This is a genomic window from Flavobacterium sp. TC780, assembly GCF_056783245.1.
Window position 1 is genome coordinate 1 of sequence record NZ_JBXBAV010000058.1, and the last position, 14045, is coordinate 14045.

The following is a 14045-nucleotide window of genomic DNA, read 5'->3' on the forward strand; positions in this document are numbered from 1 at the left end:
TTACGTATTGCTAAGGTTAATACATGCTCCTGTTGTTAGGGAGGCAGCACCTTTTAATTGTATCTCCACTAACTGTCATATTTTGTATGTTTTGTGTTCCTGTGGTATCATTTGCATTAGCATTAAAAAGCCATCCTGTACCCGTATCTGCTTTTACCTGTTTAATTTTATCATTTACGTCTCTGTAAGCATAAGCGGCATTTGGTGAATTTTTTTCATGTTCAAAAGTTGCCCAAATCATTTCAGGATGTCCCGCAACACTTCCTACCACATGCATTCCTACTAATGCTAATGTTGCCGTTGTTTGTCCATTTTCTACCCATTTATTCGGGTTAGATTTATCATAAGTAGGAATCTTTGCTTTTATAGTAATATAACTATCAGCATTAGGTAAATCTTTAACTTCAATCCATGATGTTTTTAATTCCATTGCCAAAGCATCGGGATCAGGAGGAGTTGCCCAACCTTTGGTTTTTGCATAAGCCAGAATACTATCTCTTGCACTGGCAGTTGTTGGAAATTGATTACCATTTAATTTTCCTTCATTAACTCCAGTTAAGAAATACGCATACACATCGTTAACCATTGTAATATAATAGACCAATGATTTATTTTCTCCCATTAAGGCACCATGAGATCCTGCCTGTCCTTGTTCTGTTTGCACCTCATTACCATTCGAGTCAAAGAAAACAGATTTTTTCCCCACTTTAAATTCTTGTAAAACATTCTTAGGATCAACTTTGCTATCAATAACTGGTTTCGCACTTTTAATAGCTCTTCCCTTAATATCGATAAACGAATGCAATCCTTTTGCATCTGTTGATATACGACTTACTTGTACTAATTTATTAGTTTCATCCTTAACTTTCTCATCACTTTTTGCAGGTTCAACCTCAAATAGTCTTCCAGATTTATCACTTACAATTGGTAAACGGTTTGGTCCGTTTTGATTAATATTACTTACTGCACTAAGTATTTCTTTTGGATTATGCTGTGTCATAGTTCGTTTCCCTTTAGCGTCGGGAGGTGATACATTATAAAATACCGAAGATTCTAAAACTGTTCCTTTTCCGCTATATGTCCCTGAGGCAGGAGATGTAATCCATAAAAACATCTGTTCTGACCATTTATAAAAATCGCAATTGTTATTATGAGGAAACGTAACACTATTTGCTGGCGTTACTAATCCATTTTCTGATACTTTTCCTGTCTTAAACCAAGAATTAAATTCAGATTCGGAAACTGTACAAGATTGCTTTACATCTTGTGGTAAATATTCATCACCACTAGAAACTAATGCTGCTACTTCCTTTTTTATTACATCCTATAAATAGGACAATTGCCACAGTAAACAATGCTACGGCAATTTTTATGGTCGTTTTTTTCATGATTTATTGGTTATTAACTTGTTTTTTATTTATTTTTTAGAATTTAGAATGAAGTATTATACAACTTCCATATCTAAAATAATTCGTGGTTTTCCTGTGGTTCTAAACAAAACATTTCCATTACACTACTCCTGTTAAGTAAATTCTCTCTACCAACAATCGTTGCAAAGGCCGAAATCGAAAAAGAACCTCTTATCGGGACTTGATTAATTTTTGGTACTTTAATAACCTCAGCAACTCTTTTCTCTTTTAAAAGTTTTTCACTAAGAGATAAGTCTGAATGATAGTTCGAGCTTTGATAAGCCCTTGTATCATAAACCAAATTTGGAGGATCGTGCGACATATTTAATTTTTTATAGGTTAAGTATTAAAAATCATTGGGGCTGATTTTCATTTTATTAAAGCCATTTGGTTATTCAAGAATAAAGAAACAATAATCACGCAAACCTAAACAACGTATAAATACCTGATTTTCAAACAAACAAACAAACAAACAAACAAACAAATTAATACTTTAACACAAACCAATCTTCAAAAAAGGCCATCTGAACAGACGACCTTTTCGAATAAATTAACATCCTATTTAATTTAGACTTTTTCATTTATGCCAGTTCTTCTTTCAAAACTGGTAAAGCTTTTACTGGTACATCTTCAACTGTATGGTTATAGTATGAAAATCCTCCAATTCCATTCCAACTATTATCAATAGCAAACGCTGCATCAAAATTGGCTAAAAAAGCACCTATAGCTGGAGGAGTTAAATGATGCACATATTGCCCATGAAGGCTAACTACTTTTGTATACTTTCCAAGTCCTGTTGCATATATCTTACCCTTTACAGGAACAATAATGTGGCTATCAGGACCTTGTATAGCCTGAGTAATTACCACAGTACCTGTCACAGAATGTTGAGATGGCACAACTACTAAACTAAATTTTGCGATAGGCGCACCTGGCGTTCCTACATTTCCGATTGTGCCATTAGCTAAATAAGCACCTGCTAATAAATTTGACATAACTTTCTAATTTAAATTTTCCCTTACTCATAAGGCTTTTCAGTACCGCCTCGTTTTTTTTATTAGGTTCTGCTCCAAAACTTTTGCATTTTTGATTAATTCTCTTAAACAGTTCAATCTTATTTCATCATTAATAATTCTAATTTTTCTAGCGTGTGTTTTGCTCTTTCCATTTTAACTGCATATTCATCATTTACTTCTTGAACATCAGCGTTACAAAAACTGCAAACTGCTTCTTCTTCATAAACATAATTATCACATCCGTGGCATAACTTAAGTGCTTTGGGGATTCTGGGAACTCTGGTTGTATTACCTGAAACTGAAATAGGAGTTTCGCTATTTGGTGATTGTATTTCTACTATTATTCCATTTTCATCTTCAACTATAATTTCAAAAAGTCCCATATCGAAAGAATCGCCTGGTGCTTCTTGAATTTTTCTTATTCGCTCCTTAAGGCCTTTCTTTTTTAATTCTAAAGCACGATGATGACAAAAAGGATTATTACCTCTCTTACCGAACAGCACATGACTTGTCCATGTACAACCTGCTAAACAAGAAGATTCATAGTAGCAACCTTTACAGCCACCCCATAATTCTTCTTTATTTCTATATCTGGAAAAAACCATTTCTTCGCTATATTTCCAAATGTCTTCCAAATCCATATCTTTTACATTACCACCAGTATATGCACTTGTCGGTAATGACGGACAACCTTTAATTTTACCATCTGCCTCAATCCCTATCCCTGTATGTCCTGCTGAACATCCTGTATAATATTTTTCATTTCCCTGTCTCCAAATATGTTCATACGGCCCAAAATAACCGATGTTATTTCCTGCCTGTATTAAAATATTGTGTGCTAAAGCTTTTCTGTATATTACGATAAGATTGTCGTAAAAATCTATTAATTCATAAGGCTGAACTATTAATTCTTCTGAATTATCTACGGCATTTCCCATAGCAACAGCAAGTTGTATTTGCCAGTTTTTTACATTATTTTCAATTAGAACATCTAAGAGTTCATTCAGCTCATTTTTACTTCTTTTTGTAATTACTGTATTTACGCTAGAAGTTATATTGTGTTTTTTAAGTAGTTTCAAGCAATTAACTGCATGTTCAAAAGAATCCTTTCTTCCCTTCTTATTTTATTATGTGTATCAGGCATTCCATCGATAGAAACCCCAATATTATTTATTCCTGCTTTTTTTGCATCAATAATTCGCTCTTCATTTAAATTATATGCACCAGACTGCATAGAACATTCAATCCCACTTTGATGTATTCTTTCGATAATTTCAAGCCAATCTTTTCTCAAAAAAGCTTCTCCTCCAATAATGGAAATCTCTCTTGTACCAAGACGTTTAAGACTTTCTATAACACCAAAACATTGTTCAGTAGTTAATTCGCCAGGCCTTACTTTTCCAGCTCTGGATCCGCAATGTGAGCATTTCAAATTACATGCTAAAGTAATTTCCCATACCACATGAACCGGAGTGGCTGTTTCATAATCATCTCTTACTCTGTATCGTGTCGAAGTCTTATCCATCTTAATTTTCATTTATGATTTGATAATTGATTAAAAAAACGGCTTAAAAAGTAAAACTTAATAAACCGTTTTTTTAGATTACTTTTTCTTTTTCAAAGCATCAATTGCATCAAGCAATTCTACCAATGCTACATGCAAATCTTTTTCATCTCTTATGGTTTTCTTAGCTTTTTCAGCTACTGCAACCATTTTTTCTAAATCATTTGAGGCAATCGCTTCTCTGATTCCTACTCCGTAAAGTACTGTTGCCATAATATCTTGTATTTATAATTATTCTTACTCTTTAGGTTTTTCAGATACCCCCTTGTTTTTCTGTACAAGTCAGTTTATTTTTTCTTCTTCAGAGAATCTATTGCATCTAACAAGTCTAGCAAAGCTCCAGTTAGGTCTCCTTGATCTTTTATTGTTTGCTTCGCTTGTTTGGCGACAGCTTCCATCTTAGCTAAATCATTTGAGGCCAAGGCTTCTCTAACAGCAACACCGTATGGCATAATTATCCCCATCCTTATTGTTTTTTAGTATTAATTATCGTTTTCGTTCATGTCTAATAACTCTAACAAATAAGTAGTACGTTATCAATCATGTATAAGAATCATAGTAGTAGCCTACTCACCCAATGTTATAGTTCTTCCAAATTGTGAATCATCACTAACATTTGTACAAAACATCCACTCAGTAGTAAAACGAGTACCATCTTCATTCTCTCCCGTTGCTACATACTTATGATGAATATTAAGTTTTGGTTTTTGACTTTCTAAATTAAGATTATAGAATAAAGATCTCCCAAGTGTACCAAATCCATAGGTTCCACTAGCTCCTTCAATAATAGGAAGGATAACAGGCCCAACGCCTCCACCATTCCATTCAACATAAGGATACACATTCACATTTTTTACTTTCACAGGTATTGCTTGCATAATAATAGTTTTGTCCTACTCATAAGGCTTTTCAGATCCACCTTCGCTTTGTACTGTGCGAAACAGTCCGTTTATTTTAGTGGGTTCTGCTCCACTCATTTAATGAGTTAGCTGAATCATTTAAATATCAAAAAAACTATTATAAATGATAGATTTGGGGCTAACTTCTATTTCAAAGCTATTATAAATAAATAGGCGTTTTTAACAAAATGGTATCAAACGGGAAATTTTAGTCATGAAACAACCAAAAGAATGACACAGAACAAAAAAACCTATAAGAACCTAATTTTAAACACATTAAAAAACGAATCACACTTTACTTAAACAAACTTTCATTTATTTTTGAAAGTTTAAAAACTTTTACTTACATTTGAACTATGGAATTCAAAGAAGCAAAAAATAAATTCGTTCAAACATGGGGAGCCTTAGGTTCTCAATGGGGTATTAATAAAACCATGGCACAAATCCATGCACTATTAATGGTATCCAACGAACCTGTTTCGATGGAAGATGTAATGGAGGAGTTGCAAATTTCTCGCGGTAATGCCAGCATGAATTTGAGAGCTTTAATGGATTGGGGAATTGTTTACAAGGAGTACAAAGCAGGGGAACGTAGAGAATTTTTTACTGCCGAAAAAGATTTAGACGAACTTGCTGTAAAAATTGCAAGAGAAAGAAGTAAACGCGAAATTAAACCTGCTCTTAAAATATTAAAAGAAGTTTCATCGATTGACTCTAAGGATTCAGCAGAAGAAAAACACTTTGTTGAGCAAACTATAAAATTATATGATTTTGTTTTAAAGGCTGATAATATGCTAGATAAAATGACCGAATTTAAAGAAAACTGGCTAGGCCGTTTGGTTCTTAAAATAATGAAATAAAAAAATTTAATCAAAACTTTCATTTTTTTCTGAAAGTTTAAAACACTCAATAACTATGAAAGCAATAAACTATCTAAATTACTTTTTTGTCGGTTTACCAGTTATACTGGGTATCGCAGGGATTATCCATGAAGTATTCCCTGTTTTAGGTATCCTTGCAACAATCATAACAGGCTTATTTCAAGTTATTATAGCTATAAAAATGATAATAGATGAACCATATGACAGAAATCTCCAAATCTATATTACAACTGTAATTATATATTTTGCAACATGGTTTGCATTCCCAAAAATCGAATATATACCAATACTAAAACACGGTCTTATATTAATCCCAATACTTCTTGCCATTTATCTTTCAGTAATAATCTATAAAAAAGCAAACCTATGAGCTTCTTAACCGCCGAATGGAAAAATTTAGCATTATTTAATTATGAGGTCGATGCTAAAATACTCGAAAAATATGTTCCACCTGGAACTGAGATTGATTTATGGAATAACAAATGTTACGTAAGTCTAGTTGGTTTTATGTTTAAAAACACAAAAGTATTAGGTATAAAAGTTCCTTTTCATGTCAACTTTGAAGAAATAAACCTACGTTTCTATGTAAAACGATTTGAAAATGGCACATGGAAACGTGGCGTAGTTTTCATAAAAGAAATAGTCCCTAAAACTGCCATTACTTTTATTGCAAACACCTTATATAAAGAGCACTATCAAACTAATAAAATGAAACATGCAGTTTCTGAGAATGCAGTATCTAAAACGTTTGTTTACCAATGGAAAAATCATAACAAATGGAATTCAATTGAAGCTAAAACAGGTAAAGAGAAATTAGAAATAGAATTAAACTCTGAAGCCGAATTTATCACCGAACATTATTTTGGATATACTAAATATGATAATAACACCACTTTCGAATATGAAGTAACGCACCCAAGATGGCAACAACTACCAATAATCGATTATAAAATAGATGCCAATTTTGAAGATAACTACGGAAAAGATTTTGCTTTCCTGAATAAATTAAAACCAGTTTCAGCTTTTCTAGCAATTGGTTCTAAGATTACTGTCGAGAACAAGAAAAAAATAAAGTCATGAATGCAAATCTTAATATCATTGGGTATTTCATTTACCTGATGATTACCATCTTCATCATTGTAAAGGTTGGAAAAACTTGTTATAAAAATGGCAATGTATTCGTTTCTGAACTTATTCCCAATCACGAAGATTTATGCCAACGAATAAATCAAATGCTACTTCTAGGCTATTATCTATTAAATATTGGCTATTGCGCCATGACATTAATTTCGTGGGAAACAATAATAACTACTAATCAACTCATAGAAGTAATAGCAACCAAAGCTGCAATTATCATATTTATAATCTCAGGATTACATTACATAAACATCATTATAATAACTAAATACGTTCAAAAATTAATTAATAACTAGTAAATTAAACATCATGGAAACTACAAAAATTTTAGTCGGTTATGCAATCTATTTACCAATAGCACTTTTTCTAACATACTATGTTTCTAAAACTTTATTCGCAAACGGAAAAATATATATGCTAGACATATTTAGAGGAAGAGAAGAAATTGCTGATGCAACCAACAAACTTTTCGAAACAGGTTTTTACCTTCTTAATCTTGGCTTTGCATTAATGATATTAAGAATAAGCGAAGACATTAATAACTATCAAATCTTAATTGAAGCTTTAAGTTATAAAATAGGAAGTTTTTCTATTTACCTTGGATTAATGTTATTCCTTAATTTGTATTTCTTCTTTAGAGGAAAAAGAAAAGCTAGAGAAGCACAACAAGAAGACAGATTAGTTTTAAAAATTTAATTAATAACCAAATCCTAACAATCCTAATATCGAAACGTCGGGACGCGATTGTTAGGGTTAATACTTTACAAAATGAGTAAGCTTATTATCGCAGCTGGAACAGGTTTTTTAGGACAAGTCTTAGTCAACCATTTTAAAAATAAATTTGAAGAAATTGTAATTCTCACCCGAGGAAAATCACAAACCATAGATGGAATTAAATACGTTAACTGGGATGCAAAAACTTTTTCTGGTTGGGAAAATGAGCTTGAAGGCGCAACGGCTTTAATTAATCTAGCAGGAAAATCTGTAGATTGTCGTTATACCAAAGAAAACAAAAGAGAAATTCTATTATCCCGAATCGAAAGTACTCGAATTTTAAACAAAGCTGTTTTAAATTGTGTCAACCCGCCTAAACATTGGCTGAATTCATCAACAGCTACTATTTATCGATTTTCATTAGATAAAGAAATGGATGAAACTACCGGCGAAATTGGAAATGATTTTTCTATAAATGTAGCTTTATCTTGGGAGAAAACATTCTTTAAAACAGAAACTCCAAATACATTAAAAACTGCTTTAAGAACCTCAATAGTTTTAGGAAAGAAAGGCGGTGCTTTAATTCCGCTTAAAACCTTAGCCAAAATTGGATTCGGAGGGAAACAAGGAAAAGGAAATCAATTTATTAGTTGGATCCATGAAGACGATTTTGCAAATGCAATAGATTTTATACTCCAAAAAGAAATGATTGGGATTGTTAATCTTGTTTCTCCAAAACCGATTCGTAATGCAGACTTTATGAAGAAACTTCAAAGAAGTATTGGTTTTCCTTTCGGGATCCCACTCAATACATTTCTGCTTAAAATAGGAGCTTTCTTTATTCGAACACAACCTGAATTAATTTTAAAAAGCCGAAACGTGATTCCGAAAAGGCTTTTAGAAAGTGGATTTGAATTTAAGTTTGATAATATAAAGGATGCTTTTAAAAATCTTATTATAAATATGAAATGGGAATTTGTAATATGGCATTGGGTTTTAACTTTGTTATGCGGACCAATATTTTTTTCAATTGTTAAGTCCTTAAATGACTCAAATGGAGGTAGTTTTTTTAGTCTTTTGGAAATATATCCAATAATGCTGTTTATGGGATTAGCATTCTCATTACCAACTTACATTTTTTACTCTTTTGTATTTAATGCTATAAAAAACAAAAGCATAAAAATGATTTACAGAAAAATGATTTTAATTATAACAGTAGTGACTGGAATTTTCATAACTGCAGCTCTCATAAATGGAACTTGGTGGTTTGATATTGCAATATCTTATTCCATAGCGTCCATTATTACTTGGTTATTTTTTAATATGAAATTTGAAGATAATACCGACTAATTTATGACAATGATTCATCTTACCACGAAAATAAAAGCACCAAAACAAATCGTCTTTGATAATTCTAGAGATATTAATCTACACATGCAATCTGCAAGTAAATCAAATGAAAAAGTAATTGCTGGTGTAACAACTGGATTAATAAATTATGGAGAAACTGTAACGTGGCGAGGAAAACACTTCGGGTTTTACTTAACGCACAAAAGCCGAATTACTGCAATGAATTTTTGCGACTACTTTGTAGATGAAATGGAAAGCGGAAAATTTAAATCATTTAAACATGAGCATTTTTTTAAAGACGAAAATGGGCAAACAATCATGACTGATAAATTACAATATGAAACTCCGTTTGGTGTATTAGGAAAATTGTTTGATGATTTATTTTTAAAGAAACATTTAATCCAATTCCTTTTAGAGCGAAACAAAACACTAAAAGAAGCATCTGAACAAGGGCAACTAAAGTAAATTCCTTACCTTTATAATTATTATGCAGTGTGAATAATTACTAAAACAATTTTAAAAATAAATATATGTCAATAAAAACAAAAATTTTAACCGTCGCCTTTTTTGCAATTTTTTCTATCGGATTTGCACAAACTAATTGTAAAGAATTTAAAGGATGCGAAAGAAAATTATGTGAATTGAACACAAAATTAGAATACGCTAAGAAAGCTGGAAATCAAAATCAAATTAAAGGTATTGAAGAGGCCATAGCCCAAACCAAAAAGAACTGTACAACAAAAACAGTTAGTAATGACCTTGACAAGAAAGTAAAAGAAAAACAAAAAGAAGTTAAGGAAAGAACTGATGATTTAAACAAAGCGATTAAAGACAAAGAAAGCAAAGAAAAAATCAATAAGAAAAAGAAAAAATTAGAAGAAGTTAAAGCTGAATTAAATAAAGCTGTTGCGGCCCAAAAAACGAAATAAGATTTGTTATCACATATTCAAGACCCGATGTTAATACATCGGGTCTTGTGTTTATCGGATGTAAAAGCAATTAGCCTCTAAATAAATCACACATACTATCTACGATCCAGAAACTGAAGAACTTACTAACATTGCTTCCATCGCTAATAAGAGATTTTTTGATTTTGAAGTAGTGACTTTAATTGTAATACTACCATCTGTCCCAATATCAAAACCACACCTAGCATCTTCTGGATTTAAATAAAATGGCCAGACAGATGTTAATAAATTACTCTTTAAAAGTAATAAAGTCTTTAAATCATATTTTGCAAAACTTTGAATTTCCAAAGTCATACCTGATGCAACTAATAAGCCGTTTGTAAATAAAGTGAGAATTCCATTTGCGCCAAACAGTTCATCCCACGTTACCAAATTAGAACCGCTCATCCAGTTACCCTTATCTGTAAAAGCTTTTACAAAAACGCCTTGATTAAACCAACTTCCAAATCTTATAGGCACATGAACTATCTTATCAAAATGCAGTTTAAAAACAAATCTTTCCTCACTTGCCTTTTCATTAAAATCTAAGAAAGGCTGATAGATTACTAAATTAGGATAAGAAGGGAATAAATCTATCTTCGGTGGCGGATAATTCTTAGAATCAAAAGTAAAATCAAATGAAGCCCCATTCGATAATGCAGTGAGGATTCCTGCAGAATCAGGCTTAAATAAAGGTGTTTTAGCAGTATTACACTTTAACCAAAAATCTTCATTAGCATAATTTTTTCTTGCTATATCAATCATAAAAGAGTCTTTTTGGGCATCAAGCAACTGTCCATAAGCCTTACTAAACAAAGTACTTTGATCATCTACATTAGCAACAAATCCTTTATTAGGAATAATATCAAGCAGATTAAACAAATCACAATCTGTCTTAGGGAGCAATGGGACTATAGGAAACCATCTCAAATTTGCCAAATCTAAAGTAAGACTGGATGAAATTTCTTTAATAATTAATTCTTTATAACTATTTATCATAACCATTTTTATTAAATTACCACAAAACCATCTGCATACCAATTCAGTTAAAAAAATCAAGCCGTCAAGAATTGATATTCAATTAAAAAAGAGAACACAGAATGAACTGTGTTCTCCCTATTTTACTTAATTAGATTTAATTAAATCATTCTAGAAACTGAAGGCCCCTCTATAGCAAGCTTAGTAGGAATAACCCCCATACCAAATATTTGCAAACTTCCTGTTTGCAAGTAACCTTAGTAGTAATATAACCTTCAGAATCATGTGTATGAGTCTGTGTTACTGATGAACTAGAATGTGAGGTGTAAAAAGGCCATACATTGGTATCTTTACTAGTCGTAATTTGCTTGTATTCAGAATCAGAATACTTAGCAAAGGAAGTCGTTGTAATCGTATAACCATTTATCAGCAATACTTGATTTGAAATATTCTGACACGACCCTTTAGGACCAAAAACTCTGTCCCAATCCTCTTGGCCTTGTTTCCATTTTCCTGGGTCTTTATATTGATTGGTAAAAAATCCTTGTGTAAACCAACCTCCCGCACGCACTTGTAAGTAGGCATATTTATCAATAGAGATTGTTACCGTAATTCTAGAAGAAGAAGCTTTTTTATTTACCTCTGTAGAAACTGAACTAGAAGAAGTTCCCCAAAAACCTACTCCTGCAGATCCTGTGCTTTTTGCCCAAGAAGAGTCAAGATTACTATCGGCTGTTGCAGAATCAAAAGAGATAAAAGCAGATGAACCATTATTTACTTGATTATATAAATCCGCAAAACCTGGAGCATAAATAGGATTTACAGCAACATCTCCATCAATCCAATATTTTTCATTGGTATAGTTTTTCAATGCTAAATCTTTCAAAAAACTATCTTTAGCATCATTAATAACTATCTGCATATTACCATTTAAACCATTAATTGGGTTACTCGTATACAATGTAGAAACGGATACTGGAGGAATTCCATCAACAAAATTATAAACTCCAGCAGCATCAGTTTGAACAGGCAAAACTCCCTGAATCATTTGAAATTGTTTATCACTCAAATTCAAACCTTTACAAAGCGTGTTATATAAACCTGCAGTAGAATTTGGAAGAGATACATCTCCTGTTCCTTGTTGGACAGAAGACAATACTTGACTATGATTATTGTCCATGATATTGTAAATTTGGGTTTCTTACTCATAAGGCTTTTCAGATTCCGCCTCGTTTATTAATGTGGTGTCTGCTCCACTTTTTTAATCGTAGTATTCATCTAGAGCATTACAATAAAAGGCATTCACAAATCACATAAAAAAACTTGATATCAGCCTTTTAGAAAACAATCTAAAACAAATATTGAAAATGAATTTAGCTAGCATTTATTTTCTACCCCAAAAGTAAATCAGACACTTCTGTTTAATAAAAAAAATGGCACAAGAAGAATATTCTATGTCATGAAAGAAGAAAAAACAAGTCATATGATTATTCTCGTAAAATCAAACAACAAAACAAATGCAATTAATTAACAATAAACACTTTACTTTAATATCAATTTAAAAAAACTCAATTAAGCAAAGTGAAATAGAAAAAAATTCCTTTTATAATTTGAAAAAAAATTAGAAAAAAATAACCATCAGCCACCAAAAAATCGGAATACTTTCGACCCAAAAAGAAGTATAATATTTAGACCGATTTTCATTTGCAAAAAGAATAAAAAGCGACAAAACAAAAACCATGATTAAATTAATCCCCAATTGATTTTTATCAAGATTAAATTTAAAAATCTAAAAAGTAAAAAGGTAACAAATAATAATCCTAAAACCTTGGTGCGTTTTACACCTATTTGCTGTGGAACTGTTTGCAAATGAGGGTAATCATTTGCCAAATCAGTATAATTTCAAAAATTAATATCAGCACAAAAACCAAAATAAAACGCTGTACACATTTGAAATAGAAATCAGAAGTAAAAATAATTTCGGGCATTAATTAAAGGTAAGACTAAGGTAGCCCCAACCCAACAAAAAGCTACATATAGATTTTAACTCCGCCCAATTTCGGGCATTTTTTCTATTTGGAAAAAAAGGAAGTGTATAAAGTGCCGTAATCACAAAGATTCCTACCGAAACTATTTGAGTTATTCGCTTTAACTGCAGAAAAAAATAATAACCAACCAATAAAAGAGCGCAAAAACTAAAAATTGCAATAATTTTTAATTGGTTGCCTATTGGAACTTTCTTTACCCGAATTAAGGCATCATATTTTACAAATTATATCCTACAATAGTACCGAAAAAAACAAATAAGACATTGATTCATCATACTCAATACCAAACATATGGAATGTTAAAACGTACCAAAGCATAACATGATAAAGCTACATGAATACTACTAATGTATAAAAATTAAATACCTGCGTAATTACCTTCATACAACAAAAATAATCAATTATTAAGAAATCAACCCTTTAGTTGTAAATTTCACAAACAATGATACAAAAAATAGCAATTAGATTATTATTAATACTTAATTTTAGCACGACAAAAAAACAACACTTTTACTACTATATGAAAACAGATGCTTTTGCTTTAAGACACATTCGTCAAAGAGAAACCGACCATCAACAAATGTTGAAAACAATTGGAGTTGAATCTATTGAACAACTCGTTTATGAAACGTTTCCAATGACATTCGTTTAAAAGCACCATTAAACTTAGATACTGCACTGACAGATATGAACTTTCAAATCACATACACCAATTAGGAAATAAAAATAAGGTTTTTAAATCATATATTGGTTTAGGATACAACCAAGCTATCGTTCCAGCTGTAATTCAAAGAAATGTTCTTCGAAAATAGACAATGTACACAGCATATACACCTTATCAAGCAGAAATTGCTCAAGGGCGTTTAGAGGCAATCCTTAATTTCCAAACTACAGTTATAGAATTAACTGGAATGGAGATTGCCAATGCATCTTTATTAGATGAAGCAACTGCCGCTCCTGCCAGCAATGGCTCTTTTATTTGATGTAAATCTCAAGAGATCAAAAGAAGAAACCAGAAATGTTTTTTGTTTCTGAAGAAATTTTACCAAACCTTCCTGATTATAGCCCTAACAAACAGGACATTATTAACCTTAGCAATGAG

The 14045-nt window shown here is 31.7% G+C and carries 17 protein-coding genes and 2 pseudogenes; 9 read left to right on the top strand and 10 right to left on the bottom strand.

Annotated features, from left to right (window positions below):
- Positions 1-16 precede the first annotated feature (16 nt).
- The 8 genes from AC1RYN_RS05665 to AC1RYN_RS05700 form a co-directional block, all read right to left on the bottom strand.
- A complete protein-coding gene (locus AC1RYN_RS05665) occupies positions 17-1114 on the bottom strand; it encodes a hypothetical protein (RefSeq protein WP_481806169.1) in 1098 nt (365 codons plus the stop codon).
- Positions 1115-1461: 347 nt separating this feature from the next.
- Positions 1462-1731 carry a hypothetical protein gene (locus AC1RYN_RS05670; RefSeq protein ID WP_481806170.1) on the bottom strand — a complete coding sequence of 90 codons (270 nt, stop codon included), beginning with the start codon at positions 1729-1731 and terminating at the stop codon, positions 1462-1464.
- 259 nt (positions 1732-1990) lie between these two features.
- Positions 1991-2404, bottom strand: coding sequence for a DUF1842 domain-containing protein (locus AC1RYN_RS05675; protein ID WP_481806171.1), 414 nt, complete (start codon positions 2402-2404; stop codon positions 1991-1993).
- 119 nt (positions 2405-2523) lie between these two features.
- Positions 2524-3504 carry an SPASM domain-containing protein gene (locus AC1RYN_RS05680; RefSeq protein WP_481806172.1) on the bottom strand — a complete coding sequence of 327 codons (981 nt, stop codon included), beginning with the start codon at positions 3502-3504 and terminating at the stop codon, positions 2524-2526.
- Complete coding sequence (locus AC1RYN_RS05685; protein WP_481806173.1) at positions 3501-3950, bottom strand: radical SAM protein; 450 nt, start codon at positions 3948-3950, stop codon at positions 3501-3503. The genes AC1RYN_RS05680 and AC1RYN_RS05685 overlap by 4 nt, the downstream gene beginning before the upstream one ends.
- A 78-nt stretch (positions 3951-4028) precedes the next feature.
- Positions 4029-4202, bottom strand: a complete 174-nt coding sequence (locus tag AC1RYN_RS05690) for a DUF1843 domain-containing protein (RefSeq protein WP_481806174.1) — start codon at positions 4200-4202, stop codon at positions 4029-4031.
- 74 nt (positions 4203-4276) lie between these two features.
- Positions 4277-4453 (bottom strand): DUF1843 domain-containing protein, encoded by a 177-nt coding sequence (locus AC1RYN_RS05695; RefSeq protein WP_481806175.1) that lies wholly within the window; start codon positions 4451-4453, stop codon positions 4277-4279.
- Between the two features lie 102 nt (positions 4454-4555).
- On the bottom strand, positions 4556-4867 hold the full coding sequence (locus AC1RYN_RS05700; RefSeq protein WP_481806176.1) for a hypothetical protein: 312 nt from the start codon (positions 4865-4867) through the stop codon (positions 4556-4558).
- A 377-nt stretch (positions 4868-5244) separates the two neighbouring features.
- Here AC1RYN_RS05700 and AC1RYN_RS05705 point away from each other — a divergent pair, with 377 nt between their 5' ends.
- The 8 genes and pseudogenes from AC1RYN_RS05705 to AC1RYN_RS05740 all read left to right on the top strand — a co-directional run bounded on the left by AC1RYN_RS05705 (position 5245) and on the right by AC1RYN_RS05740 (position 9899).
- Positions 5245-5748, top strand: a complete 504-nt coding sequence (locus AC1RYN_RS05705; protein ID WP_481806177.1) for a GbsR/MarR family transcriptional regulator — start codon at positions 5245-5247, stop codon at positions 5746-5748.
- Between the two features lie 55 nt (positions 5749-5803).
- Positions 5804-6139 carry a hypothetical protein gene (locus AC1RYN_RS05710; RefSeq protein WP_481806178.1) on the top strand — a complete coding sequence of 112 codons (336 nt, stop codon included), beginning with the start codon at positions 5804-5806 and terminating at the stop codon, positions 6137-6139.
- On the top strand, positions 6136-6849 hold the full coding sequence (locus tag AC1RYN_RS05715; RefSeq protein WP_481806179.1) for a YqjF family protein: 714 nt from the start codon (positions 6136-6138) through the stop codon (positions 6847-6849). Before AC1RYN_RS05710 ends, AC1RYN_RS05715 begins: the two co-directional genes overlap by 4 nt.
- A complete protein-coding gene (locus AC1RYN_RS05720; protein ID WP_481806180.1) occupies positions 6846-7202 on the top strand; it encodes a hypothetical protein in 357 nt (118 codons plus the stop codon). Before AC1RYN_RS05715 ends, AC1RYN_RS05720 begins: the two co-directional genes overlap by 4 nt.
- A gap of 13 nt (positions 7203-7215) precedes the next feature.
- A complete protein-coding gene (locus AC1RYN_RS05725; protein ID WP_039111779.1) occupies positions 7216-7602 on the top strand; it encodes a hypothetical protein in 387 nt (128 codons plus the stop codon).
- A 72-nt stretch (positions 7603-7674) separates the two neighbouring features.
- A pseudogene (locus AC1RYN_RS05730) lies at positions 7675-8577 on the top strand (TIGR01777 family oxidoreductase); the annotation flags it as partial.
- Between the two features lie 402 nt (positions 8578-8979).
- Positions 8980-9435, top strand: a complete 456-nt coding sequence (locus AC1RYN_RS05735) for an SRPBCC family protein (protein WP_481806181.1) — start codon at positions 8980-8982, stop codon at positions 9433-9435.
- Between the two features lie 65 nt (positions 9436-9500).
- A complete protein-coding gene (locus AC1RYN_RS05740) occupies positions 9501-9899 on the top strand; it encodes a DUF1090 family protein (RefSeq protein WP_481806182.1) in 399 nt (132 codons plus the stop codon).
- A 99-nt stretch (positions 9900-9998) separates the two neighbouring features.
- Here AC1RYN_RS05740 and AC1RYN_RS05745 read toward each other — a convergent pair whose 3' ends face one another.
- Together AC1RYN_RS05745 and AC1RYN_RS05750 are read right to left on the bottom strand one after the other, a co-directional pair.
- Positions 9999-10916, bottom strand: coding sequence for a hypothetical protein (locus AC1RYN_RS05745; protein WP_481806183.1), 918 nt, complete (start codon positions 10914-10916; stop codon positions 9999-10001).
- Between the two features lie 169 nt (positions 10917-11085).
- Positions 11086-12075, bottom strand: a complete 990-nt coding sequence (locus tag AC1RYN_RS05750; protein WP_481806184.1) for a hypothetical protein — start codon at positions 12073-12075, stop codon at positions 11086-11088.
- Positions 12076-13463: 1388 nt separating this feature from the next.
- Here AC1RYN_RS05750 and AC1RYN_RS05755 point away from each other — a divergent pair.
- Positions 13464-14045, top strand: a pseudogene (locus tag AC1RYN_RS05755) (aminomethyl-transferring glycine dehydrogenase); the annotation flags it as partial.